The sequence below is a fragment of the Devosia sp. Z6_126 genome (assembly GCF_058133495.1).
Genome location: NZ_JBYUNO010000002.1, coordinates 173,632 through 196,998, shown reverse-complemented (window position 1 = coordinate 196,998; position 23,367 = coordinate 173,632). Strand labels below are relative to the sequence as shown.

Sequence of the window (23,367 nt, the reverse complement as noted above, 5' to 3'; positions counted from 1 at the left end):
TTCATCTTAGGCTAGACCCTCGCGCAACCCGGCCAGCGGGACTTTAGCGGGTGTGGCGGAACTGGCAGACGCACTGGATTTAGGTTCCAGCGCCGCAAGGCGTGGAGGTTCGACCCCTCTCACCCGCACCATATACTCTCTGGCCCAAACCAATCAAAACGGGATGAAGACCGAATGCAGGTTACCGAAACCCTCAATGAGGGCCTGAAGCGCAAGTTGAGCGTGACCATTCCAGCCCAGGACCTGGTGACGCGCCTTGATGCCAAGCTCGAAGAGCTCAAGGGCCAGGCCAACATCAAGGGCTTCCGTCCCGGCAAGGTGCCAATGTCTCACCTGCGCAAGATGTATGGCCGCTCGGCCATGTCTGAAGTGATGACCGACGCCATCAACACCACCGTGTCCGATGCGCTCGAAGAGCGCTCCGAGCGTGCGGCTGCCCAGCCCAAGGTTGACCTGCCCGACGATCAGGCCGTGATCAACGACGTGCTCGACGGCAAGGCCGACCTGGCGTTTGAAGTTGAATACGAGATCCTGCCCCCGGTTGAGCTGTCTGACCTCAATGGCATCAAGCTGGTCAAGCCAGTGGTCGAGATCACCGAAGAAGAGCTCGACGCCGAGGTCAACCGCGTCTTTGCCCAGAACCGCGGCTACACCGACAAGGGCGACGACGCCGTTGTGGAAAATGGCGACCGGCTGGGCCTGAGCTTTGTCGGCAAGATCGACGGCGAACCCTTTGAAGGCGGCACCTCCGACCACGCTCACCTGACGGTTGGCGCTGGCGAGTTCATCCCCGGCTTTGAAGAGCAGCTGATCGGCTTCAAGAAGAACGAGACCCGCGAGATCGAGGTCACCTTCCCCGAGGACTACCAGAGCGCCGAACTGGCCGGCAAGCAGGCGACCTTCGAGGTCACCGTGCTCCATATCGATGGCCCCAACACCGGCGAGCTGGATGACGAGTTCGCCAAGCGCCTCGGCCTCGAGAATGTTGCCGTACTGCGTGACGCTGTGAAGTCGCAGATGCAGTCCGCGCTGGAATCGATGAGCCGTCAGCACGTCAAGCGCCAGATCCTGGATGCCCTGGATGAAGGCCACAAGTTCGACGTTCCTGCCCAGCTGGTTGATGCCGAATTCAACACCATCTGGAACCGCGTCGTGCACGAAATCGAGCACCACGGTCGGTCCTTCGAAGACGAGGGCACCACGGAAGAAGCTGCCCGCGAGCAGTATCGCACGATCGCCGAGCGTCGCGTGCGCCTTGGGCTGGTTGTCGCCGAAATCGGCAACAAGAACGAAGTAAATGTCACCGACGAAGAGCACCAGCAGGCATTGATCGCCGAAGTGCGTCGCTTCCCGGGTCAGGAACAGCAGGTTTACGATTATTATCGCAAGAACCCGCAGGCTCTGGCAGGCCTCCGTGCCCCCGTGTTCGAGAACAAGGTCGTTGACTATGTCATGGGTCTGGCCGAGCAGACCGAGCAGAAGATGACCCGCGCCGAACTGGCCAAGCTCATCCAGGCCGACGAGGACGATGTCCCCGAAGAGCACCATCACTAAGGGCGCAGCCCTTCACCAGAGCCGCCCTTCGGGGCGGCTTTTTTGTCAGCCTGTCCACCAGCCCGCATGAGCCGCACCATGACCAGCGCCCACCCCGATGTTTTGCTTACACCGCGGCAAATGGGCGAGGCCGACCGAGCCGCCGCCGAAGCGGGGATCAAGACGCTGCGGTTGATGGAAGCGGCGGGCCAAGCGGTGGCCGACGCGATCGTCGACCGCTATTATCAACGCTCCGTGCTGGTGCTGTGTGGTCCCGGCAATAACGGGGGCGATGGCTTTGTGGTCGCCCGGTTGCTCAAGCAGCGCGGCTGGCCAGTGCAGTTGCGCCTTCTGGGCGAGCGCGAAGCGCTGCGGGGCGACGCGGCGCAGATGGCGGCGCAATGGACCGGGCGGATCGAGCGGCCCTCGCCAAGCGACATTTCGGAGGCCGACCTCATCGTGGATGCGGTGCTGGGGGCCGGGCTTGATCGGGACGTGGCCGGCGAACTGCATAGCCTCTTTGAAATCATCAACGGCAGCGGGCTGCCGGTGGTGAGCATCGACATTCCGAGTGGCGTTGACGGTGCGACGGGTGCGGTGCGCGGCGTCGCCATCAAGGCGCAAACGACGGTGACCTTTTTCCGGCTCAAGCCGGGTCACCTGCTGCTGCCCGGACGAGCGCTTTGCGGCGAGGTGGTGCTGGGCGATATCGGCATCCCCGAGGCTGTGCTGGGGCCCATCGATGCGCAGACCTGGAAGAATGGTCCAACACTTTGGTCGCTGCCGGTGGATGAGCCGGCGGGCAACAAATATCACCGCGGCCATTGCGTGGTGGTGTCGGGCGAGCCGCTGCAAACCGGGGCTTCGCGCCTAGCAGCGCTGGGGGCCTTCCGTGCCGGGGCGGGGCTGGTGTCGCTGACCGGTACGCCCGAGGCGCTGGCGGTGCATGCGGCGCATGTCACCGCCATCATGCTCAAGCCCGCCGGCGATCCCGCTGCCTTGGCCGAGTTGCTGGGCGACAAGCGGATCAATGCCGTCGTGCTGGGACCGGCGGCAGGAGTTGGCGAAAGAACGGCGGACAACGCACTGGCGGTGCTCGCCTCTGGTGCGGCCGCGGTGCTCGATGCCGATGCGCTCACGAGCTTTGCCGACGATCCTGAGCGGCTGTTTGGCGCGGTGCGCGCCAATGGGGCGCGACCAGTGGTGGTCACGCCGCATGAAGGCGAGTTCACGCGCCTCTTCGGCGATCTGCCGGGCGGCAAGCTCGAGCGGGCACGGGCAGCAGCGGCGCGCTCGGGTGCCGTGGTCGTGCTCAAGGGCAGCGACACGGTGGTGGCAGCACCCGACGGGCGAGCCGTGGTCAACGCCAATGCGCCGAACTGGCTGGGCACGGCCGGCTCGGGCGATGTCCTGGCGGGCATGATCGCGGGATTGCTGGGGCAGGGCATGTCCGGCTGGGAAGCGGCAGCGGCGGCCGTTTGGCTGCATGCCGAAGCGGCCAACCAGTTCGGGGGCCGGGGCATGGTGAGCGAGGACCTGCCGGGGCTGCTTCCGGGGGTGCTGCGCGCACTGAGCGCATCGGCTGGCTGAGCTTGGCCCTTGCGCGGGCGGGAAAATTCGCTAACCCATGCGCCAACACTAAAGGAAGGCCAAGATGAGCGATTTGACCCTCAGCCAAGCCATGGACAATGTTTATGCCTCGCTGCGCGCCAACAACGAGGATATCGATCTTCACATTGCCGCGCTCAAGGGGGCGCTGGACCGTGAGGGATTAAAGGCCGCGACCTTCGAGCCCGCCAAGTTGGCGCAGAACAATCGCCAGGGCCGCAAGACCATGCAGGCCTATTTCCGCAAGCGGGGTGTGGCGGTGGAATTCGCCTCCTGACGGGCCCGCTATTTACCTTGGATGCGTTGTGCATTGCTCGACTATTGAACCGCGCCCCAATGCCGCCTATCTCTGGCCTTACCGCGCGTTCATGCGGCATGGTCTGCAATCGGCTGTCGCGCTGATTCGAGTTTCAATGGCACGGTCCCCGGACCCTGGATGTCCGGTTTTCGGACGCGGACCGTGTTTCAACCAAGAGGGCTGACCGGTTTTCCACGCGATCCGGAACAGCAAAGGGGCATCTTAATGCAAGATCCACACGATCTTTATATGAACACGCTTGTTCCCATGGTGGTGGAGCAATCCAACCGCGGCGAACGCGCCTTCGATATCTACTCGCGCCTGCTGCGCGAGCGTATCATCTTCGTGACCGGCGTGGTCGAAGACAACATGGCGAGCCTGATCGTCGCACAGTTGCTGTTTCTGGAATCGGAAAACCCGAAAAAGGAAATCGCGCTTTACATCAACTCGCCCGGTGGCGTGGTGACGGCTGGTTTGAGCATCTATGACACCATGCAGTTCATCCGCCCGGCCGTTGCCACGATGGTGATGGGGCAGGCGGCATCCATGGGTTCGCTTCTGCTTGCTGCCGGCGAAGCGGGTATGCGCACTTCGCTGCCCAATTCGCGCGTCATGGTCCACCAGCCTTCCGGCGGCTTCCAGGGCCAGGTGACGGACATCCTGATCCATGCCAAGGAAGTTGAAGGCCTCAAGCGCCGCCTCAACCAGATCTACGAAAAGCACACTGGCCGTACCTATGAGGAAATCGAGCACGCCCTTGAGCGCGACCGGTTCCTGTCGCCCGAAGAAGCCAAGACCTTTGGCCTTATCGACAGCGTGCTGGAAAAGCGCGCTGTTCCGGACGCGGTTTGATCCCCGCTGTCCACACCAATGAGCATGCGCCCGCAACTGTGACTTGCGTTCAATTGCACCCAGCCGGATCGGCCTTTAAGGTCGGTTCGGCTTAGACTTTCTTTAGGCTCGAGCGTTACCGTCACCGATAACGCTTATTTTGGGGGTGTTCCGCCCCCGGGAGTGACTGGATGTCCAAAGAGACAACGAACGGCGAAACCTCAAAGAACACGCTTTATTGCTCGTTCTGCGGGAAATCCCAGCACGAGGTTCGCAAGCTGATTGCCGGTCCGACCGTGTTCATCTGCGATGAATGCGTCGAGCTGTGCATGGACATCATCCGCGAAGAGAACAAGACCTCCATGGTCAAGTCCTCCGATGGCGTGCCGACCCCTGCCGATATCTGCAAGGTGCTCGACGACTATGTCATCGGCCAGTTCCGCGCCAAGCGCGTGCTCTCCGTGGCTGTCCACAACCACTATAAGCGTCTGCATCACGCGAGCAAAAATCAGGATGTCGAGCTTTCCAAGAGCAACATCCTGCTGATTGGTCCGACCGGTTCGGGCAAGACCCTGCTCGCGCAGACGCTGGCACGCATCCTTGATGTGCCCTTCACCATGGCCGACGCCACCACACTGACCGAAGCCGGTTATGTGGGTGAGGACGTGGAGAACATCATCCTCAAGCTGCTGCAGTCCGCCGACTACAACGTCGAGAAGGCCCAGCGGGGCATCGTTTATATCGACGAAGTCGACAAGATCTCGCGCAAGTCCGACAACCCCTCGATCACCCGTGACGTTTCGGGCGAGGGCGTGCAGCAGGCCCTGCTCAAGATCATGGAAGGCACCGTGGCCTCGGTACCGCCCCAGGGTGGTCGCAAGCACCCGCAGCAGGAATTCCTGCAGGTGGACACGACCAATATCCTGTTCATCTGCGGCGGCGCCTTTGCGGGTCTGGAAAAGATTATCTCGGCACGTGGCGAAGGCTCGGGCATCGGCTTTTCGGCCACCGTCAAGGATCCCAACGACCGTCGCGTTGGTCAGGTGCTTGCCGATGTTGCTCCCGAGGATCTGGTGCGCTTTGGCTTGATCCCGGAATTCATCGGCCGTCTGCCGGTGCTGGCGACGCTGGAAGACCTCGACATCGCCGCGCTGATCGAAATCCTGACCGCGCCCAAGAACGCCCTCGTGCGTCAGTATCAGCGCCTGTTCCAGATGGAAGACGTGGAACTGACCTTCCATGAGGATGCGCTCAAGGCGATTGCCGAGAAGGCCATCGAGCGCAAGACCGGTGCTCGCGGCCTCCGCTCGATCATGGAAGCGATCCTCCTGGACACCATGTACGATCTGCCTTCGCTTGAAGGCGTTGAGGAAGTGGTGATCAGCGAGGAAGTGGTGCGGGGCAAGGATGTTCGTCCGCTCTACATCTATTCCGATCGCAAGAAGGAAGACATGCCCGCCGGGGCCTAACACCGGCGCGATACAAGATCGAAACGCCGGGCTTTGTGCCCGGCGTTTTCGTTTGCGGCTCCTTGCCGCGCCCCAGGCAAGCAGCCGTCCGTGGTTAACAAAAACGTAACCCCCATGGCATTGAACTGCAGATAACCCGAGCCAATATAGGTGTCATGGATAGGGGGCGCGCTGGCACCGGTAACGCCGATGGCGAGGGACACCCCAGCTCTTTTTCAAGGCTCTCGCGCCGAAAAGAATAGCTTGTGGCGTGCCAGCACAAACCTATTTATTAATGAGATTCAGCCCAGCATCCTCTTGGGCTGTCTGCAATGGGTGCGCTACCCATCACCCCACCTCGGCGCACCCTCGAAAGGAATAAAGATGACGGACGTCAATCCCGCCGCTGGCGACACCAGCCGTGACCGGGTTTACCCAGTCCTCCCCTTGCGCGACATCGTCGTATTCCCCGGCATGATCGTGCCGCTGTTCGTGGGCCGCGAGAAGTCGGTCAAGGCTCTCGAAGAGGTCATGCGCGACGACAAGCACATTCTTGTTGTGACCCAGAAGAATGCCCAGGACGATGATCCGGCCCCTGACCAGATCTACGCCACTGGTACCATCGCGACCGTTTTGCAGCTGCTCAAGCTTCCCGATGGCACGGTCAAGGTGCTGGTTGAAGGCCTGAGCCGCGCCACGATCGACCGCTATCTCCAGACCGTCGATTATTTCGAGGCCGAGGCATCGATCCTGCCTGAGCCCGAGGAAGATGCGACTGAAGTTGAGGCACTGGCTCGTTCGGCCCAGACCGAGTTCGAGAACTATGTGAAGCTCAACAAGAAGATCTCGGCCGAGGTCGTGGCCGCTGTTGGCCAGATCGAGAGCCATTCCAAGCTCGCCGACACCATTGCCAGCCATCTCGTGATCAAGATCAACGAGAAGGAAGACCTGCTGTCGACGGTTTCCGTTGCCGAGCGCTTCCAGAAGATTCTTGGCCTGATGGAAGGCGAGATCGGTGTTTTGCAGGTGGAAAAGCGCATCCGCTCCCGCGTCAAGCGGCAGATGGAGAAGACCCAGCGCGAGTACTATCTCAACGAGCAGATGAAGGCGATCCAGAAGGAACTGGGGGACGGCGAGGAAGGCTCGAACGAAATTGCCGAACTTGAGGACCGGATCAGCAAGACCAAGCTGAGCAAGGAAGCTCGCGCCAAGGCTGACGCCGAGGTCAAGAAGCTCAAGGCCATGAGCCCGATGTCGGCCGAAGCCACCGTGGTCCGGAACTATCTCGACACCCTGCTCGGCCTGCCTTGGGGCAAGAAGAGCAAGGTCAAGCGCGATCTGGTTCTGGCCGAAAAGGTACTGGACGAGGATCACTATGGCCTCGACAAGGTCAAGGAACGTATCCTCGAGTACCTGGCAGTTCAGGGCCGTACCGGTTCGCTCAAGGGGCCGATCCTGTGCCTTGTTGGTCCTCCGGGTGTGGGCAAGACCTCGCTCGGCAAGTCCATTGCCAAGGCGACCGGACGTGAGTTCGTGCGCATGGCTTTGGGTGGTGTTCGGGACGAAGCCGAAATTCGCGGCCATCGCCGCACCTATATCGGCTCCATGCCTGGCAAGGTGATCCAGTCGCTCAAGAAGGTCGGCAAGTCCAACCCGCTCTTCCTGCTCGACGAGATCGACAAGATGGGCCAGGACTTCCGTGGGGATCCCTCCTCGGCACTGCTGGAAGTGCTCGATCCCGAGCAGAACCACACCTTTGCCGATCACTACCTCGAGGTCGATTACGACCTTTCGGACGTGATGTTCGTGACCACCTCGAACACCTTGAACATCCCCGGGCCATTGATGGACCGCATGGAGATCATTCGTCTGTCGGGTTACACCGAACAGGAGAAGCACGCGATCGCCAAGCAGCACCTGATCCCCGAGACCCTCAAGGAAAACGGGCTGGCCCATGGCGAGTTCGAACTCTCCGACGAGATGCTGACCGCCTTGATCCAGCGCTACACTCGCGAAGCGGGCGTGCGTAACCTCAAGCGTGAAATCAGCAAGCTGATGCGCAAGGCCGTGGCCGAGATCGTCAAGACCAAGGTCAAGAAGATCGTCATCGACGAGGAAAAGCTCACCCAGTATCTGGGCGCCGATATCTTCAAGCATGGCGAGATTGAAGCCGAGCCACAGGTTGGCCTCGTGACGGGTCTGGCCTGGACCTCGGTGGGTGGCGAACTGCTGACCATTGAAGGCGTGATGACGCCGGGCAAGGGCCGCATGACCGTTACCGGCAACATCAAGGAAGTGATGAAGGAGTCGCTGACGGCGGCAACCGCCTATGTCCGCTCTCGCTCAATCGAATTCGGCATCAAGCCGCCGATGTTCGATACCAGAGACATTCACGTCCACCTGCCTGAAGGGGCAACTCCCAAGGATGGTCCGTCCGCTGGTATCGGCCTCGCGACTGCCATCGTTTCGGTGATGACCGGCATTCCGGTGCGCAATGATGTCGCCATGACCGGCGAGATCACGCTGCGGGGCAGGGTGCTGCCCATCGGTGGCCTCAAGGAAAAGCTCCTGGCGGCGCTGCGTGGCGGCATCAAGACGGTGCTGATCCCTGAGGAGAATGTCAGGGATCTCGCCGAGATCCCAGATATCGTCAAGGAAGGCATGGAAATCGTGCCAGTGTCGAGGATGGATCAGGTGATCGCCCGCGCCCTGGTACGCAAGCCCGAGGCTATTGAGTGGAACTTCGAGGATACGGTTCCGGCCGTGTCGACCACGGTTGAAGCCGCTGACGAGGGCCTCACTGGCGGCCTGCACTAAGCTCTGGTGCAAGAGTAAACAAGGCGGCGGTCTCCATCGGGGGCCGCCGCATTTTTTTGGCTGCTGACAGGCATTGTCATGCGTTTGGGATGTACTAGGCTGCCCGCCGCCGTGCCCCCGGAACCTGCCGCATGAACAAACCCTTGGTCGTGATCCTTTCAGCAGTGACGCTGGACGCCATCGGCATCGGGCTGATTGCGCCTATCCTGCCCAGCTTGCTGCGTGAGGTGGCCCATCAGGGCGATGTGACGCTGCTCTACGGCCTGCTGATCGCGCTTTACGCCACCATGCAGTTCATCTGCTCGCCCATTCTGGGCGTGCTCAGCGACCGCTTCGGGCGCCGCCCGGTGTTGATCCTGTCGCTGTGCGGCGCGGCGCTCGATTACGTGCTGATGGCCTTGGCGCCCAACCTGCTGTTCCTGGTGGTCGGGCGGGCGATCGCCGGCATCACCGCGGCCAACATGGCGGTGGCTTCGGCCTATATCACCGACATATCTCCAGAAGATCAGCGCGCGCGGCGCTTTGGCTATTTCCATGCCATGTGGGGAATCGGCTTTATCGTCGGGCCGGTGCTGGGCGGCGTATTGGGGGAATATTGGCTGCGGGCGCCATTCATCGCCGCGGCTCTTCTCAACGCACTCAATTGCGTGCTGGCCTTCTTCGTGCTGCCTGAATCGCACCATGTGCGTGGCACGGCCCGGTTCAGCTGGACTACGCTGAACCCGTTCCTGCCGCTAGGCTGGGCGCTGAGCTTTCGCGCGCTGATCCCGCTGATCGCCATTCTGATGATCATGATGTTTGTCGGTCAGATGTACGGCGTCGTTTGGGTGTTGTTCGGCGAAGATCAGTTCAGCTGGAGCCCGCTTACCATCGGGCTATCGCTGGCCGCCTTTGGCGTCTTCCATGCCGGCGCCCAGGCGTTTCTCACCGGCCCAGTGGTGACACGGTTTGGCGAACGCGCATCGCTGCTGATCGGCTTTTCGGCCGAAGTGTTCTGCCTCGTTGTGCTCGCCTTTGCGGGCCAGGGCTGGGTGATGTTCGCCCTGATGCCGCTGTTTGCCGTGGGCGGCGTTGGCATGCCCGCTCTACAGTCGCTGATCACGCGCCAGGTGGATGCCGAGCGGCAGGGCCAGTTGCAGGGCGTTCTGGCCAGTCTGGTCAGTTTGACCTCGGTGTTCGGGCCACTGTTTTTCAGCCTCGCCTATGCCGGGGTGCGGGGCGATTGGCCGGGGGCAATCTGGCTGGTCGGCGCGGCAATCTATTGTTTGGCGCTGCCGCTGATGTTCGGGCTGCGCAAGCTGGCTCCTGCGGGGGCGTAACCGACCGATTCTGGGGATTTTTCCCTCGGAAAAGCGCGGTGGAAGTCTTGCCCACCCTGATTTTCCCGTTCATTAACAGCTTGAGCGCGTCAGTCAGGAAAAGCCCCGGCTGCCTTGCGTCCTGGGCGGAATCGCCCAAGGGTGCCGCCATTTCCATGCTCGCCGTCAACGGCGGCCATTCTCTGTGAGGAAACGCTATGAACAAAAACGATTTGGTTGGCGTCGTTGCTGACAAGGCCACGATTACCAAGGCACAGGCTGCCGAGGCCGTGGATGCAGTGTTCGAAGCCATTGCCGAGTCCCTCAAGGCTGGAGACGAAGTTCGTCTCGTGGGTTTTGGTACCTTTGCCGTCTCGCGCCGCAAGGCATCCACCGGCCGCAACCCTGCGACCGGCGCCGAGATCAGCATTCCTGAGTCCAACCAGGCCAAGTTCAAGCCGGGCAAGGGTCTCAAGGACGCGCTGAACCCCGCCTGAGACTAAGAACTCATTGGGGCCCCGCCTGCGTTTCGCGGCGGGGCCTTTTTCTTTTGGTATTTGCGGTTGACGCGCCCGGTCGCGCACCCTAATCAGTGCCCTGCACCGGCCATCATGGCCCGTGGGCGATTAGCTCAGTTGGTAGAGCGCCTCGTTTACACCGAGGATGTCGGCGGTTCGAGTCCGTCATCGCCCACCATTCCCCTTCTTTTCTGCTGCGTCGGCAAGGGATTAGAACATCCACTTTTGTTCTAGTTAGAACGTCTGCTCAACTTTGCCATGGCGTCGATACTGTGGTGGTTTCCAGCGTTTACCTGGACCTTCACCGCCATCAGGACCAGTGCCCCGAGCCCATAATTCCAGTCGGGTGATGCGCGCGATCAATTCGCCCAGATCCGCCATTTGCGACCACCATGATGTTGATGGTCAGGTTCAGGGCGATGAAAACCGCGATCACCACCCAAGACTTCAAGGCTTGTGCCCGCAGTTGATCAACCCCGCATGGACCATGCCCAGCGCGTGGGCCAACACCATGCCGGCTGTTGCAACGCCTGCGACCACGAGGACTTATCAGGTGATCGCTTTCCGTGATCCGGCGATCGGGCAGCTTGGCCCCATGCTGGACATTGCGCCGGGCGTGGCGAACTCCGGCCGGGGGAAGTTTCGGCGCGGTGAACCGCATCTACGCGCCGACGGTCAAGTAGATGTTCAGTGGCCGATCGCCACGGCCGCACCGCTGCCATTCGTAATGGCGGGTTGCGCGCTTGGTATCCGAACGGCGGGTACGTCGACTTTTATGATTTCAATGGGTCGATCCCCGGCCCCTTCATACATCCAGGCAAGCGCAGGGGTCTAAATGGTTGATGCAACCTATATCGACAACGGGCGCATTCAGGTGATCACCGACGACGATGTCGCCTTCGACACTGCCCATCCCTTCGTGTCCCTTTATCCAGACTCAGTCGCGTCATTTACAACGGCTAGAGGATCGACTTTCCGAGCTTGCTTCAGGCTAGCGCGTATTACCGAAACGCTTACGGGACTGGTTCGTACTGTGAACTGTGGTCAACGCTGTTCTGGCAAGAGTGGGGACCCTCCGAAGCGCACTACAACGAGCTTTATTTCAGCCGAATCCCCCGGAACTCGAGGCCCGGCCCAAGCCAGTCGCGTTGATGCATATTACTTCCAAGTAAAGGCCCGCGTCACCGCGTAGTTCAACACCGAGCTCATGATCGCCCCGGCAAGGCCAGCGAGCAGGGTGTGGTGATCGAACTCTCCGAACAGGATTCGATGAAGGTCACAAGGCCTTCACTAACCTTGCCGCCCGCTCTATTGCCTTGCGCGCTATAGTCAGACCCCCCGCCACCGCCCGCGCCGAAGCCGTTGCCACCATTCCGGCCCGGCACAATCTCCCCACCGCCTCCGTAAGGGGAGAAACCGCCGTTCCTGCTGTAGATCACGGTGACGGTAGTGCCGGAGCGAGGTCACGATGCCAACCCTGAGGTGATGAAATCAATTCTTACACAGTATTGTGTAAGGGTGGGAGTGTATTGATAGCACACTGCGCGATTATCTTAGGGCGCTACTCTACCGGCGCCTAATAAAGCTAGGGTCTGCGGAACAGCATACTGCCGATAGCACAACGGGACAAAACCATCTCACTCGTTCGGCTAAGCAGGATGGGGGAGTTGTACAGTCTCGTATTTCACATTCTTGCAAAGGGGTGAGTCGTAGCCTTCTCGAACATAAGGCATGTGACTGCTCGAGAAGAAAAGCAGGACGTTGTAGACGACAGTGGGCTCACTGATCCAGTTGCCGACCACATCGGTGAGAGGCATCTTCTTTTTGCCCGCAGAGGATGCAGGCGGAAGCCCTGTCATGCATACATACATACCAGCGCTTAGGCGAGAATGCTGTCTCGCCCAGCGTGGTCTGGGGTTCCGAGATGAGTACTGAACCAGTTTAAGGGTCGAGGTCCTTCGCTACCCTCAGCGCTTCTGCCTGGTAGTTTGCGGGGGCGGTATCGCATCGCCTGAGAACTGCAGAGTGTTCAGGCTGGTGTTGTGACCTGAGCAACCGGCCACCGCAGCAGCCGCAAGGCCGACGAATACAATCTTGAACATCTGCTCTCCTCGTCGTGCTTATTCAGCCACATCAGGCAGCACGCCGCAATCCCTAACACCACCGGAGACTTTCATGTCGACATTCAACGCGGGAGCGAAGCTATGCACCTGGGACTAGGTTTGAGCGTGCGGGGCAGGCCGTGCACCAGGTTAGGGGCTTCTCCCTCCACGCCTTCATGTCGGCCCAGACGGCTGGCTTCTGCATCTTCCTACCCCTTTTGATTAGCTCTTTAAGCACTGCTGCCGGTGAGGCGAGTCGTGTCCTCCGTCCGGGGGAGAATTCCTCCGAGCCGTGCTACTCGCAGTAACCTCAACCCCCTCCGGCGGGTTTCTTTTACCCCACCCCATAGGTGAACCATGAACGCGGAAGCGGCTTTCTTATAGGCGAGATGACGCTCCGGCTGTGCTCGGCGATCTGGGCCACGAATGCCTTGGCCTCACCGCCATGCAAGACTTTAAGCCGGTGGTGGCGGGCTCCAAGGGCGGTTACGGTTGGCCGCAATGGACCGGCCCGCGAAGCCGCTCTTTCGAAGCATTCTGCAAGCGCAATAACCTCGAGCCCGCATCTGACAAGGCCAACTATGGCTACCTGTTCGTTGAGCTGAAAGGCATCTAAGGCAGCGAAAAAGCAGCGATCCACAAGACCACCGCCGCGACTGCCCGACGCTCATGGGCGTTATCGTGCCCGGCATCGGGGTGGTTATCTGGCTGGCCAGGGTTGGCGAGCGAGTTGCCACCAATGCCGTCCACATCGAAGAACTGCAGCAGCATAAGGAAGACGAGCACAAGGACATCCGGCTAGAGATCGCGGCCGTGAAAGCCCAAGTCTCGATCCTGGGTGAACGGCTGAACGACGTCCGGCTTGAAGCCGCCGCCCCGAGCTGCGTCACGCACGAGGCGCTCATCAACATCGAGCGCAAGGTCATTGAGGAGATCTAGCGGATGGAGAAGCGCCGGGAGGCTCAGCTTGATCGAGCAATAAAGGGTAATCGGGCCAAGTGATCTACTGCCCCAAGTGCGCGGATCCCTGCCAGTGCGAGCTAGTAGGATCCGCGGCCGGCTCGTGATTTGGTATCGCTGCGAGTGCGACGGGGCAGGGCAGTGGCATCGATGGTATGCGGAGGTAACCTGGCCTGCCTTTGCCCAAGGAATGTGTACGGTAAGCACCCGGCCAAAAAGGAAGACCCCGACCTTGCGGCCGGGGTCCATGCCTTTAAGAGAGTGCAAATCTTAGAAGCGGAAGTTCACACCAGCTTTAACGGTGTGGAAGCCGAGTTCCTGCGCGACTGAACCACCCGGAAGGCTAACCAGGGTCTCTTCACAGAACTGGGTGTAGGAGTACTCGGTCTGGATCGAGAGGTTTTCGGTGACCTGATACTCGAGACCAGCGCCGATAACGAACCCGGTGTGATCGACATCATCGATGCCGGTGGCCACATCGGTGCCATTTACTGCAAGAGACACTTCCGACTGGCCATAGGCGAAACGACCATGGACGTAGGTCAGAACGTCGTCAAAGGCATAACCCGCACCCGCGCGAACAGTGCCGATGTAGTTCAGGCCAGTTTCGAGATCGAGCGAGTCGCCGAAGGCAGAGGCGTCCACACCAGCATAATGATTGGATAGCGCACTATCGGCAACAGCACCGACCACAAAGTTATTGAACTGAACGTCGTAGCCGATCTGCGCGCCACCAACGGCGCGGTCAGCATTGATCGAGGCGTCCAGAACCTAAGGTGCACCATCTGGAACCGCCGCGAAGTCAATTGGGCCGGTGGTCACGCCGGCGAACACACCAGCATAGAAGCCGGCCCAATCTACTGCAGGAGCGATGTAGGCCTCCGGAGCGGCCTGGTTCAAGACGTCGAAGTCGGCAGCTTAAGCGGCGCTTGAAGAGGCGAGGAGCAGCGGCAGTGCTAATCCAGCCGGCCGCCGACATCAGAGCGCTGGGCGGCGATCGAGTTGCGCCAACACCTTCCCGCCGATCGGCAGTGGTTCTGGCTCGTGGCATGGCCCAAGTGGTTCGAGCAGAACGGCCAAGCCGCCGAAAAGCAGTCGGCGACCGATGCAGCCACCGAGGTATGGGCGCATGTGGCCACATCCATTCCGCGCGACGTGGAAACCGAAATCGATGTGCTGGGGGCGCGCGTGCTGGTAGTGCCGCCACCCAACTACGTCTTCAGCGAAGAAAGCGAGTTCCTGCGCAAGCTGATCAATGCCTTGCGGCTCCAGTTCGAGCCGCAGATGCGGGCTGGTGAGGCCCCAAGAGTCGCGGAGGATCTGCTGGCAAATCTCTGGCGGCGCGTGGCTATGGCGGATCGACTAAGGCCGTTTTCCCCGGCGCCGCAGCGCTTGTGCCCTTACATTTGATACATCAAACTGCTTAGTGCGTGACGGTCCGTATAAGTGGTATTACCTAAGACTGTAAGGTTTACTGATAGCCTACTATGTTGGGGGTAGTACATGGGCTCAGGGCGCCGTGCCGGAATAGGTGGAATGCTCTGGGCTTCAAGAAGCCAGGAGGAACTTCTCGCAGAACTCTTGAATCATCTTCTTGGCACGGAAGCTGCACCGCGCTTAGCATCTGATTTGTTGAAGCGGTTTGGCTCGCTTCCGGACGCGCTATCTGCCTCATCGCACCGCCTGCAAGAGGTCGATGGCGTCACCAAAGAAGTGACGGATTTACTCAAGTCCGTGAAGAAAATCGCCGCAGGTATGGCACAGAGCCGCATCAAGCTCGAGAAGCCAGTGCTCTCCTGCTACAATCAGCTTCTGGACTATTTGCACGTAACAATGGCTTTCGAGCAGGTGGAGCAGACGCGAGTCTTGTTTGTGGACAAGAAGAGAAGGCTGATTGCTGATGAGGTTCTGCACACCGGAACCGTTGACCACTCGCCCGTGTACCCTCGAGAGGTGCTGAGGCGCGCTCTCGAACTCTCCGCCAGCTACCTAATCCTGGTACACAACCATCGATCGGGAGATCCGCAGCCATCGGCCGCAGACATCAGGCTGACCAGAGATTTGGCGGATATAGCTGCTCCGCTCCAAATCTACGTGGATGACCACATAATCATCGGCAAGTCAGGCCACCTCTCACTCCGTGCGTCTGGGCTCTTCAGGCCCAAGGAAGGGGCTGCACTGCGCGGCTAAGATCTGTCCACCCGCTTTGCCGCGGTGCTTAGCTACAGTGGACTGAGCACCGGCTTCTTCACGTCCGTGCCTTCTTAGTGGCTGTTGTTCACGGCGCCGCTAATCTGGCGGAACTGCAGCTGGCTGTCGAGGTAATTGTCAAGCACCAGCCCCTTGGCCTCATCGCCTTGAGCATCGCCCGCCAGCCATGCGTCATCGTCGACACCTTGCGCGCCAGAATTACCGCGGGTGGCAAGTGACAGCGCTCCCCGCTCTCAACATGGCCGGTTGGTCGATACTGGGCTACGAACTGGCCTTCGACGGCATCCGCCACCTCAATGATGCAACAGTGTGGCTCCAGAACCAACCGCGCTCCTTCAATTCAAAGCAGGGCCACTATCATCCCGGCGCTGACCTGATCGTGCGAGTAGGGGAGGAGTGGTGCGCCAACGCGATTGACGACGTGGTGAACAGCCTGCGCGTCATCCGCTTCCAGGATCCAGAGGAGGATGACCGCCGCATCAGGCTGATCATCTGGTACGAAGCGGACTATGGCGCCTCGAGCACTCCCGTAGCTGAGTTGATCCGGATGGCGCTGCAGCAGCAAGCTAAAGCCGCATAAGCGATACCGGTTAGCCGATATCGGACCTCACAGCCCGGCCTAAGGTCGCGGTCGTCTTCATTTCTGTACCGTAAAAGTTAGAACATTGGCGAAAAAGTGCAGCAGTTCAATGCACGGAAACGGGTCGCTTCGGGGTCGCTACACTTTCTAACCGCCTGAAATCTCGAGCGGCTGGCGGTCCTTCATCGCCCACCGTTTCCCGTAACCGGGGCTCGTGAAGCAAGGCGTTAGAGCATTCGGCTTTGTTCTAGTTTGAGTGTCGAGCCAATTCACCCATCCCGTCCACAGGCATGATTTTCTGAGTCGCTAAGTGCGTACAGCGCTTGACTCGGAATCGTCTAGTACCCGGTGATGGACATCTCTTGCGCTACGCAGCCACCTTCGGCTAGCTGCCGGTTGCAAAAAGATGGTCATTCTGTTGGAACAGGCACTTAAGAGAGCTAACTGTGGCATGCAGACGCTCGCGCGCAGCCTCTGTTTTTAATCGCGTTTCGTCTGTCAGCGTTAGCTCGCTAATACGGAACTCAGCAGGGGACTGGAAGAAAGGTACGCTAAACTCTTGCGCCATTACCTCCATTTTCTGGAAACGCCACGATTCTAATGTGGCGCTCAGCGGTGGGGCAATTTGAACTGTGCGCGTCCCAACTGAAAGGGCGAATATCATAGGGTGCAAGCGGCCGATGCTGACTACTGCGGAGGCGCTCACAATAGCGTTAAGAACGCTGTGAACGTCGTGCCATTTCTTCGCTACCGGAAATAAGCTGGACAGGCCCAGTCGATCAAGAAATCGGTCGTCTTCTGGTGCAAACGGAAGAAACTGCGGCATGTATCCATCGTTCCGCAGTCTGCCCATGAGGTCTAGGACTTGCTGCTTATAGTAGTCGCCGGCCAATGTGAGCGAGTATTCCCTCAGCGTCACGTATACCACGCTGCTGCGGCTCTCAATCTTGGGAGCCATAGTAAGGAACGCCCAATCCGCGCCATAATTAGCATTGATGCCGTCCTTTGCCGCAAGGTCGACACTAAGCCGAGAGCGAAGGGCAACATAGTCGAAGAGCCGCATGTATTCCGCGGTAGCGGTAGAAAAGGACCACCCGATCTGATTACTCAAATGTGTGTGATCTGTGCCCACTAAGGCGACCGGCGTGCCAGCGCCTCTCGCAACCACTGCGTGGCCAGCGCCAAAGCCAAGGCCCAACCCTCCGCCTCCCACAATCAACCCGGCAAAGCCTGCATCTAGTGCGTGTATGTTGTTCTGGTGGAGCTTGTCGCACATGTTGTAGGGGTACTGGTCCCACCACTTGTCCACAGCGCCATGAGCATCTACGCAAACGACGATGTGGAAATCATCGCAAAAAGCCTCGTAGATGGCCTGAAGGAGGGCCTCGTCCCCGCAGTTATTTCGGCCGAAAAAGCCTGCAACAGCTAATTTTGGTCGGTTACGTGCGCTTGCCGACACAGGTCGTCCTGTGGGCTTTCCCCCCGGCATTTTGGCTGCGCTCTTCAACGCTTTTACGGAGCGCGGAAACATCCGGTTAGCGATTAATCGTGTTTTTTCCGTAATACTTTTCATTAGCCAAATCGACTACACGGAGTAGCCGGTTGTCAAGGCTGCGCCCGCTTAGCCTTCCATCTGCTCTGCGGTCCGAACGCCCACCCTTTTTAGTGACATGAGATACGGGGGGCTCAGATCGACTTAGCAATCGACACCGCGCCTCTCGTAAGTTAGCACGTCAGGGAGGATTCGACGGCTATTTACCGGTGCCACACAGCATTATAACGTGCTGATCAGGGCTCGCGCAAGCGACCATTCTCCATGAGAAACTTTACCGTCGCCGTCAGCCGTCTCTGCTCCAGAGCAAATGGCTGTTGCTGCCGAACAGATTTCCTCATCTTGATCTCGCGCGGGCCCGGAAAGCAGCGCTGACCCATTTTCGCGCTTCCCCGAGCCAGAGGACCATGCTGCCCATAAGCGTGCAGAAGAGCCATTGCTCGAAGGTCAGGGGGACGGTGCCGAAGGCGTAGTTCAGCGCCGATACGTGGATCACCGCCACCTGCAACAGCAGCGACAATGCCACTGCAGCCCATAACCAGTGGTTGAGAAACAGGTGATGGAATGCGCTGGCGGTATCTGAACGGGTGTTGAAGCAATTGAAGAGTTGCGCCAGTACCAGGGCGGTGAACCCGGCGGTGCGTGCCTCCTCGAGGGAGGCGGTTCCTTCAACAAAGCCGCCGGGTAAGTAGAAGTCGATGGCGAACAGGCTCGTCACGGCCATGATGACGCCACTATAAAGCACGCCAGCCCACATGCTCCGGTCGATTACGGGCTGGGTTGGGGAGCGTGGCGGACGAGCCATGACGTCGTCCGTCTCGGGATCGAGCCCCATGGCCAGCGCTGGGCCCGAATCGGTAACCAGGTTGATCCACAGGACCTGGGTGGCGAGGAGCGGCAGCACCAGACCTTCGCCTGCAGCATCGAGCCCGATAAAGCTCGCGCCGACTACGCCCAGGAACACGGTGAGCACTTCCCCGATATTGGAGGATAGCAGATAGCGCAGGAACTTGCGGATGTTCTCGAAGATTGCCCGGCCTTCGCGCACGGCCCGCACAATGGTAGCGAAATTGTCATCCGCCAGGATCATTTCAGCGGCTTCCTTGGTCACCTCGGTGCCGGCGATGCCCATGGCAATGCCGATATCGGCGGATTTTAGGGCAGGGGCGTCGTTGACCCCATCACCCGTCATCGCCACCACTTCGCCATCCGCCTGCAGGGCGTCGACGATCTTGAGCTTGTGGATGGGGGCCACGCGCGCGAACACCGACGTGTTGCGTACGGCGGCAGTCAGCGCAGCGTCATCCATGCCATCAAGCTCGCCCCCAGTCAGAACGGGAGCGTCGGCATCAACGATGCCGAGCTGGGAGGCGATGCGGAGGGCCGTGCTCGGATGATCGCCGGTGATCATAACGACCCGGATGCCAGCACCGTGTGCCTCGGCCACGGCGGCAGCAGCTTCCTCGCGCGGCGGATCGATCATGCCCACGCTGCCGACATAGATCAGGTTGTGTTCAAGCGCCTCCAGGTCCTCCTGTTGCTCGCTGCGCTCCAGTGGCTTGTAGGCCACGGCGAGAGTGCGGAGCGCGTCGGCTGACATCCTTTCAATATCGGCTTGGGCCCGCCGACGGCGCATTGCCTCAAACGGAAATGTGTCCATACCGACGCGGATCTGCGTGCAGCGCGCCATCAGCACATCAGGCGCACCCTTGGCGACGAGAACCGGTTGATCACCCCACTCGCGATCACTCGCGATGGTCGACATCATCTTGCGCTCCGAAGTGAACGGGACTTCTCGCATGCGACGAAACCGGCGTCGCCGGCGCTCATCGATGCCGAACTTCCTTTCCGCCACGAGGAAAGCTGCCTCAGTGGGGTCGCCTTCGACCTCCCAGCGGTCTTGATCGATCTGGCGGAGGGCGGCATTGTTGACAAGGCTGCCGCCGCCGATCACCACGATCTGCTCCGCCCTTAGCTGGCCTTCGGGCGCTATGTCCCCCGGCCCGAGTACCTGTCCCCGCGGCTCATAACCGACCCCGGTGATGTGGGTGACACCCGAAGCGGTGGCGACACGTTCTATGGTCATCTCACCCTGGGTCAGCGTACCAGTCTTATCCGAACAGATCACAGTTGCCGAACCCAGGCTCTCGACTGAGGAGAGGTTCTTGACAACAGCCTTGTGCGTGGCCATCCGCTGCACTCCCAAGGCCAACACCAGCGTCAAGATGGCCGGCAAGCCCTCGGGGACTGCGGCCACCGCGAGCGACACGCCAAACAGCAGGATCGTGACAAGAGCGTCCGGGCTGTTTACGCCGGAGATGGCGATGATGGTGGCGACCACAACCAGGGCAATGCCGACCGCCGCCAGACCAAGGGTGCGCCCCAGCCGCGAGACTTCTCGCTCTAGCGGGGTTTGGTCTTCAGGCGTGGTGTGGAGCATGTCGGCCACGAGTCCCATCTGGGTCTGCATGCCGGTTGCCGTTACGACGGCAAGGGCACTGCCTTGGGTGATCGCGGTGCCCTTGAAAACCATGCAGGTCTGCTCAGCGAGAGGGGCCGGCGCCTCAAGGGGGCGGGTGTTCTTGGCGACCGAAGCGCTTTCACCGGTCAAGGAGGCTTCCTGAGCACGCAGCGCCGCGGCATGGATCAAGCGGGCATCGGCACCAACAGCATCGCCTTCTTCGAGCAGGAGCAGATCGCCGGGCACCAACTCGGCGCTGGGTATCCGCCGCCGTTCACCGTCGCGGATGACCGAAGAGGTTACCGCCGTCATCCGAGCAAGTGCAGCCACTGCATCGGCCGCCCGAGCTTCCTGGATGTAGCCGAGCACAGCGTTCAGCAGCACGATTGCGGCGATGACGATGGCGTCGATGGGGACAGGTTCATGCCCCTGGAGAAGCCAAGCGAAAAACGAAACCAGGGCTGCCAGGAGCAGCAGATAAATTAACGGGTCCTCGAACTGGCTCAAGAAGCGCCGCCACTTCGGTACAGGTGCAACCGCACGCAGTTCGTTGGAGCCGTTCGCCTCTAGTCGCCGCTGCGCCTCCCCTTGCGCAAGACCGCGCTCGGGATCGCTTCCCAGAGCATCCACCACCGCGTCGGGCTGCTCCAGGGCCGGGTCAAGAGCCAGCTTATCGGCGGAGATGATCATCTTGCTCGCTCCTCGCTCGGGGCAGCCAAACGCCGAGGATGGAGCCATAGCAGCGGCGGAGCTCTGGTTTGGCTTAGCGGGCGTCGGGTTGGACCACCATCATGCCTGTCGCGGCGTCGGCGGCTTTGACTTCCATCAAGTCACCGCGGGTCCCGGGATCTCTGCTCGCGATACTCTGAAACGCAAAAGGCTTCCCCTGGGAGAGAGGAAGCCTTGCAACGACTAAGATAATGAACTCCCTTGGCCGCGGTAGATCGGGAGGGGGTCGGGCGATCACAAGACGCCGGTCAGGATGCCGAGGCCAGCAACTGCTGCGAGACCGCCGGACGAGCGGACCACGGCGGAGCCGTAGTTGTCGCCAGCCTTGCCGATGAGGAAGCCGAGGCCAATTCCCGCTACATGCAGCAGCGCGGTGGCGACAAGGAAGCCAACTGCATAGGTGAGGCCGCCCGATCCCGCCGGCATTTCTGCGCCGTGGGCATAGCCGTGGAAGACGGCGAAAAAGCCCACGAGCCCCATTGCCAGGGCAACAGGCGCCTTGATGTTCATCAGGACACAGGCACCCAATACGATTACCGAAAGGGCGATGCCCAACTCGACCATTGGCACCTGGATGCCGACGATGCCCAAACCGCCACCCAGCGCCATCACCGCAACAAAAGTGACCGGCACCAGCCACAAGGCCCGGCCCCCAAGTTGATAGGCCAGCACGCCCACCATCACCATCGCCAGAATATGGTCGAGCCCGGAAACCGGGTGCGCGAGGCCGTGCATGATGCCGCTGCTTTCCCCGATATCGGGGTGGGCAAACGCTGCCGTTGGAAGCAAGGCAACCGCCGCCACCGCGACCCGGATTGCTGATTTGAATGCCATGGACGTGTCTCCTGTTCTTGGTCCGCCCGGGAATCTAAGTGGGACAACTTCTATTCAGAGGGTGTGGGTGAGTTCTTTTGATTTTCCGTCCACAACAAGTAAAATCGCCTGGTGTGTTGATCTTGATACTCCGCACTTCTTTCCAATGATCTGGAGGCGTTAAGCGGGGTGCTCTCGATTATTATCACCCCAACTCGACCTCGATCAAACAGGGCCAGCTGCACACCAGCCGCAGCCGCCCGACCCTCCGCGCAAGCTATAGTCGTTTCGTGCGGAGCACTTTTGACGGTGGTCAAATCCCGCGGCGTGTTCCGGAGCATAGTGATCAAACGCATCGAGTTGCCGAACCAGCGGATCGCCTCGGTCGCTCGAACCACGCCGATATCACCAGCGGATCGACACAATGCAGTTTTCTGACCTTGTTTTCGTAGCCGGTGGTGGCGGTATTGGATCGGTGCTCCGGTGGCTTGTGGGCAAGCTCGTCAAGGAGCAGGGGCCAGGTGGGTTTCCATGGTCGACGGTGTTGATCAATGTCACCGGTGCCTTCGTGATCGGTCTTCTTTCAGTGCTGTTCTCGGTGGAGTGGCATGACCGCTATGGGAGCCTGCTGAACGCGGGCGTCCTAACGGGCATTCTGGGTGGCTACACCACGTTCAGCACCATGCAGCTCGATGCCGCCAAGCTTTATCACTCCGGCAGCCCCGGCAAGACTGTCGGCTATCTGCTGGGCTCGGTGGTTCTGGGCATTCTCGCGGCAGGTGCCGGCGCGCAGCTGGCGCGGCTTGCTGGCTAAGTCCGCAGATGGAGTTGGGTTGATGGCTTCCAACGAACAAAGCAAACAGGACAGCGGCCTGGTCCTGACGGTCATCCTGGTATTCCTGGGCGGCGCCGTTGGGGCGACCATCCGGGAACTGCTCATGCTCTGGGTGCCGACCGGGCGCGATGGCTTTCCTTATTCCATCTTCGTGGCCAACATCGTGGCGTCCTTTGTCCTGGGGATGGTGAACGGCCTGCATTCGCACGGCGCGATCGGGACGCGAGCGAACCTTTTTGTCGGAACGGGCCTGACGGGTGGCATGTCCACCTTTTCCAGCTTTGTTTACGCGACCTTTGTGCTGCTCACGACCTCAACGATCGGGCTCTCCGTGGGCCTGCTCTACGCCGTGTTGAGCCTTCTCATTGGCTTTGTCGCGGTGCTGCTTGGGTTGAGGGCTGGCGAGATGCTGAGCCGGCAAAGCGACGGCGGCACCTGACTCCCGCGACTGCGGGTCCGTAGTTCTTCTCCAACTGCAAGACGTGAATATAAGTCGTGCGATGTCACCGTGTCCATCGCGGATGAACATGCATGAAGCTCGGATCGCAACCGAGACAATGCCAAACAAAACGGCGACAAAGACAAAATAGAACTTCTTATATTGCTGTTGTTCTGTGTTCAGTACGCGTTCAGTATCGCGCCCGAAGCAGTCGGGTTGCAGATTTACTTACACGATGGCGAGGCATACCCTTTGTTTATGGGCGTTGTTCTTTATCGGGGCGTGGCAGCCAGCCTGTTGCAGCCTAAGACGAGACGACGTCGCCAGAATTCAC

Annotated in this window: 20 protein-coding genes, 2 tRNA genes and 1 pseudogene; 19 read left to right on the top strand and 4 right to left on the bottom strand. The window is 60.2% G+C overall.

Annotation, left to right across the window (positions count from 1 at the left end; all coding sequences use genetic code 11):
* The first annotated feature begins 46 nt into the window (after positions 1–46).
* The 13 genes and pseudogenes from AC3YOG_RS07760 to AC3YOG_RS07700 all read left to right on the top strand — a co-directional run bounded on the left by AC3YOG_RS07760 (position 47) and on the right by AC3YOG_RS07700 (position 13,392).
* Positions 47–131 (top strand) — tRNA-Leu (locus AC3YOG_RS07760).
* Positions 132–174: 43 nt separating this feature from the next.
* Positions 175–1,554 (top strand): trigger factor, encoded by a 1,380-nt coding sequence (tig, locus tag AC3YOG_RS07755; protein ID WP_489934690.1) that lies wholly within the window; start codon positions 175–177, stop codon positions 1,552–1,554.
* Positions 1,555–1,632: 78 nt separating this feature from the next.
* Complete coding sequence (locus tag AC3YOG_RS07750; protein WP_489934689.1) at positions 1,633–3,123, top strand: NAD(P)H-hydrate epimerase; 1,491 nt, start codon at positions 1,633–1,635, stop codon at positions 3,121–3,123.
* Positions 3,124–3,187: 64 nt separating this feature from the next.
* Positions 3,188–3,418, top strand: a complete 231-nt coding sequence (locus tag AC3YOG_RS07745) for a hypothetical protein (RefSeq protein WP_127752967.1) — start codon at positions 3,188–3,190, stop codon at positions 3,416–3,418.
* Positions 3,419–3,664: 246 nt separating this feature from the next.
* The gene (locus AC3YOG_RS07740) at positions 3,665–4,291 is read left to right on the top strand and encodes an ATP-dependent Clp protease proteolytic subunit (RefSeq protein ID WP_127752968.1); all 627 of its coding nucleotides are present in this window, start codon (positions 3,665–3,667) and stop codon (positions 4,289–4,291) included.
* A gap of 170 nt (positions 4,292–4,461) precedes the next feature.
* Complete coding sequence (gene clpX, locus AC3YOG_RS07735) at positions 4,462–5,739, top strand: ATP-dependent Clp protease ATP-binding subunit ClpX (RefSeq protein ID WP_127752969.1); 1,278 nt, start codon at positions 4,462–4,464, stop codon at positions 5,737–5,739.
* Positions 5,740–6,102: 363 nt separating this feature from the next.
* Positions 6,103–8,535, top strand: a complete 2,433-nt coding sequence (gene lon, locus AC3YOG_RS07730) for an endopeptidase La (protein ID WP_489934688.1) — start codon at positions 6,103–6,105, stop codon at positions 8,533–8,535.
* Positions 8,536–8,666: 131 nt separating this feature from the next.
* Positions 8,667–9,854, top strand: a complete 1,188-nt coding sequence (gene tet / locus AC3YOG_RS07725; protein ID WP_489934687.1) for a Tet(A)/Tet(B)/Tet(C) family tetracycline efflux MFS transporter — start codon at positions 8,667–8,669, stop codon at positions 9,852–9,854.
* A gap of 197 nt (positions 9,855–10,051) precedes the next feature.
* The gene (locus AC3YOG_RS07720) at positions 10,052–10,330 is read left to right on the top strand and encodes an HU family DNA-binding protein (RefSeq protein ID WP_127752972.1); all 279 of its coding nucleotides are present in this window, start codon (positions 10,052–10,054) and stop codon (positions 10,328–10,330) included.
* Between the two features lie 123 nt (positions 10,331–10,453).
* Positions 10,454–10,529, top strand: a tRNA-Val gene (locus AC3YOG_RS07715).
* Positions 10,530–10,700: 171 nt separating this feature from the next.
* Positions 10,701–11,186, top strand: coding sequence for a hypothetical protein (locus AC3YOG_RS07710; RefSeq protein ID WP_489934686.1), 486 nt, complete (start codon positions 10,701–10,703; stop codon positions 11,184–11,186).
* 1,658 nt (positions 11,187–12,844) lie between these two features.
* Positions 12,845–13,069 (top strand): annotated as a pseudogene (locus AC3YOG_RS07705) (phage tail tip lysozyme); the annotation flags it as partial.
* A gap of 53 nt (positions 13,070–13,122) precedes the next feature.
* Positions 13,123–13,392: a hypothetical protein gene (locus AC3YOG_RS07700; protein ID WP_489934685.1), complete on the top strand. Its 270-nt coding sequence runs from the start codon at positions 13,123–13,125 to the stop codon at positions 13,390–13,392.
* A gap of 291 nt (positions 13,393–13,683) precedes the next feature.
* On the opposite strand, the gene AC3YOG_RS07695 is transcribed toward AC3YOG_RS07700, so the two are convergent.
* Complete coding sequence (locus AC3YOG_RS07695; protein ID WP_489935258.1) at positions 13,684–14,169, bottom strand: outer membrane protein; 486 nt, start codon at positions 14,167–14,169, stop codon at positions 13,684–13,686.
* 246 nt (positions 14,170–14,415) lie between these two features.
* Between AC3YOG_RS07695 and AC3YOG_RS07690 the strand changes: the two genes are divergently transcribed.
* From AC3YOG_RS07690 to AC3YOG_RS07675, 4 genes are all read left to right on the top strand, one after another.
* Positions 14,416–14,823 carry a hypothetical protein gene (locus tag AC3YOG_RS07690; protein ID WP_489934684.1) on the top strand — a complete coding sequence of 136 codons (408 nt, stop codon included), beginning with the start codon at positions 14,416–14,418 and terminating at the stop codon, positions 14,821–14,823.
* 126 nt (positions 14,824–14,949) lie between these two features.
* Positions 14,950–15,603: a JAB domain-containing protein gene (locus tag AC3YOG_RS07685; protein ID WP_489934683.1), complete on the top strand. Its 654-nt coding sequence runs from the start codon at positions 14,950–14,952 to the stop codon at positions 15,601–15,603.
* A gap of 77 nt (positions 15,604–15,680) precedes the next feature.
* Positions 15,681–15,842 carry a hypothetical protein gene (locus AC3YOG_RS07680; RefSeq protein WP_489934682.1) on the top strand — a complete coding sequence of 54 codons (162 nt, stop codon included), beginning with the start codon at positions 15,681–15,683 and terminating at the stop codon, positions 15,840–15,842.
* Positions 15,839–16,204: a hypothetical protein gene (locus tag AC3YOG_RS07675; protein ID WP_489934681.1), complete on the top strand. Its 366-nt coding sequence runs from the start codon at positions 15,839–15,841 to the stop codon at positions 16,202–16,204. The genes AC3YOG_RS07680 and AC3YOG_RS07675 overlap by 4 nt, the downstream gene beginning before the upstream one ends.
* Before the next feature lie 385 nt (positions 16,205–16,589).
* On the opposite strand, the gene AC3YOG_RS07670 is transcribed toward AC3YOG_RS07675, so the two are convergent.
* The 3 genes from AC3YOG_RS07670 to AC3YOG_RS07660 all read right to left on the bottom strand — a co-directional run bounded on the left by AC3YOG_RS07670 (position 16,590) and on the right by AC3YOG_RS07660 (position 21,780).
* Positions 16,590–17,777: a polysaccharide pyruvyl transferase family protein gene (locus AC3YOG_RS07670; RefSeq protein ID WP_489934680.1), complete on the bottom strand. Its 1,188-nt coding sequence runs from the start codon at positions 17,775–17,777 to the stop codon at positions 16,590–16,592.
* Positions 17,778–18,093: 316 nt separating this feature from the next.
* Positions 18,094–20,907 (bottom strand): cation-translocating P-type ATPase, encoded by a 2,814-nt coding sequence (locus AC3YOG_RS07665; RefSeq protein WP_489934679.1) that lies wholly within the window; start codon positions 20,905–20,907, stop codon positions 18,094–18,096.
* 273 nt (positions 20,908–21,180) lie between these two features.
* Complete coding sequence (locus AC3YOG_RS07660; protein WP_127752975.1) at positions 21,181–21,780, bottom strand: HupE/UreJ family protein; 600 nt, start codon at positions 21,778–21,780, stop codon at positions 21,181–21,183.
* Positions 21,781–22,183: 403 nt separating this feature from the next.
* Here AC3YOG_RS07660 and AC3YOG_RS07655 point away from each other — a divergent pair, with 403 nt between their 5' ends.
* Together AC3YOG_RS07655 and AC3YOG_RS07650 are read left to right on the top strand one after the other, a co-directional pair.
* A complete protein-coding gene (locus tag AC3YOG_RS07655) occupies positions 22,184–22,573 on the top strand; it encodes a fluoride efflux transporter FluC (protein WP_172123252.1) in 390 nt (129 codons plus the stop codon).
* 22 nt (positions 22,574–22,595) lie between these two features.
* On the top strand, positions 22,596–23,033 hold the full coding sequence (locus AC3YOG_RS07650) for a CrcB family protein (protein ID WP_248305282.1): 438 nt from the start codon (positions 22,596–22,598) through the stop codon (positions 23,031–23,033).
* Positions 23,034–23,367 lie beyond the last annotated feature (334 nt).

What these genes read in the sequence shown, in the direction of transcription:
- tet (WP_489934687.1), top strand. Translation starts at nt 8,667, where the DNA reads ATGAACAAACCCTTGGTCGTGATCCTTTCAGCAGTGACGCTGGACGCC.
- AC3YOG_RS07650 (WP_248305282.1), top strand. Translation starts at nt 22,596, where the DNA reads ATGGCTTCCAACGAACAAAGCAAACAGGACAGCGGCCTGGTCCTGACG.
- AC3YOG_RS07740 (WP_127752968.1), top strand. Translation starts at nt 3,665, where the DNA reads ATGCAAGATCCACACGATCTTTATATGAACACGCTTGTTCCCATGGTG.
- AC3YOG_RS07665 (WP_489934679.1), bottom strand. Translation starts at nt 20,907, where the DNA reads ATGATCATCTCCGCCGATAAGCTGGCTCTTGACCCGGCCCTGGAGCAG.
- AC3YOG_RS07750 (WP_489934689.1), top strand. Translation starts at nt 1,633, where the DNA reads ATGACCAGCGCCCACCCCGATGTTTTGCTTACACCGCGGCAAATGGGC.
- AC3YOG_RS07700 (WP_489934685.1), top strand. Translation starts at nt 13,123, where the DNA reads ATGGGCGTTATCGTGCCCGGCATCGGGGTGGTTATCTGGCTGGCCAGG.
- AC3YOG_RS07660 (WP_127752975.1), bottom strand. Translation starts at nt 21,780, where the DNA reads ATGGCATTCAAATCAGCAATCCGGGTCGCGGTGGCGGCGGTTGCCTTG.
- AC3YOG_RS07720 (WP_127752972.1), top strand. Translation starts at nt 10,052, where the DNA reads ATGAACAAAAACGATTTGGTTGGCGTCGTTGCTGACAAGGCCACGATT.
- clpX (WP_127752969.1), top strand. Translation starts at nt 4,462, where the DNA reads ATGTCCAAAGAGACAACGAACGGCGAAACCTCAAAGAACACGCTTTAT.
- tig (WP_489934690.1), top strand. Translation starts at nt 175, where the DNA reads ATGCAGGTTACCGAAACCCTCAATGAGGGCCTGAAGCGCAAGTTGAGC.
- lon (WP_489934688.1), top strand. Translation starts at nt 6,103, where the DNA reads ATGACGGACGTCAATCCCGCCGCTGGCGACACCAGCCGTGACCGGGTT.
- AC3YOG_RS07670 (WP_489934680.1), bottom strand. Translation starts at nt 17,777, where the DNA reads ATGAAAAGTATTACGGAAAAAACACGATTAATCGCTAACCGGATGTTT.
- AC3YOG_RS07655 (WP_172123252.1), top strand. Translation starts at nt 22,184, where the DNA reads ATGCAGTTTTCTGACCTTGTTTTCGTAGCCGGTGGTGGCGGTATTGGA.
- AC3YOG_RS07745 (WP_127752967.1), top strand. Translation starts at nt 3,188, where the DNA reads ATGAGCGATTTGACCCTCAGCCAAGCCATGGACAATGTTTATGCCTCG.
- AC3YOG_RS07710 (WP_489934686.1), top strand. Translation starts at nt 10,701, where the DNA reads ATGCGCGCGATCAATTCGCCCAGATCCGCCATTTGCGACCACCATGAT.
- AC3YOG_RS07685 (WP_489934683.1), top strand. Translation starts at nt 14,950, where the DNA reads ATGCTCTGGGCTTCAAGAAGCCAGGAGGAACTTCTCGCAGAACTCTTG.